Below are 824 nucleotides of genomic sequence, written 5' to 3' on the forward strand. Positions count from 1 at the left end.
TGAAGTGACCCCCTAAAGTTAGACACGGGTTTTCATTAGGCAGTTTTTGAGGCATGAGTTCGGTATTGTACCGGACTCATGCCTTTTAGTTTTGCCTTTATTCGTTTTTGATTGTAGTAGTCAATATATCGTTCAAGTTCTTGCTTAAAGTGTTCGATACTTTCAAATTCTTTTAGGTACAGAAATTCAGACTTTAAGATACCAAAGAAATTCTCGATCACTGCGTTATCGTAACAGTTGCCTTTTCGGGACATGCTTTGTGTAATCCCGCGTTCTTTTAAGGCTTGCCTATAATGCTTCATTTGGTAATGCCAGCCTTGGTCGGAATGCATAATGGGCTTGTCCCCATCTTTCAAATGCTTGAATGCCTGATCAAGCATCACCGAAACAAGGGAATAAACAGGCCTTAAACCAATCGTATAAGTAATGATCTCACCATTAAACAGATCTAATACGGGCGATACGTACAGCTTCTGCCCAAATAATTTGAACTCCGTCATGTCCGTGACCCATTTTTCATTTGGCTTTTCAGCTTTAAAGTTGCGCGCTAGAATGTTAGGCGCCACTTTGCCGATTGTTCCTTTATACGAACAATATTTCTTCTTTCGAATCATACATTTTATTCCGAGGGCTTTCATGATGCGCTGCACCTTCTTGTGATTGACCTTTCGTCCCCGATTCTTTAGTTCATCACGAATACGGCGGTATCCATACCGGCCTTGATGTTCTTTAAAAATAAGTTGAACCATCTTTTTCATGTCGGCATCTCGATCAGGGCGATCAAAATGCTTTACGCAGTAATAGTAGGTGCTGCGTGGGATACC

1 protein-coding gene is annotated in these 824 nt (G+C 41.1%); it reads right to left on the minus strand.

Translation table 11 applies throughout. From position 1 onward, the window contains the following. Window positions 1-35: 35 nt before the first annotated feature. A partial coding sequence (locus V6D41_RS21380; protein WP_333519568.1) for an IS3 family transposase occupies window positions 36-824 on the minus strand: 789 nt, incomplete at its 5' end.

This window comes from Bacillus sp. 0102A, assembly GCF_036765155.1.
Lineage (GTDB): Bacteria > Bacillota > Bacilli > Bacillales > Bacillaceae > Bacillus > Bacillus subtilis_G.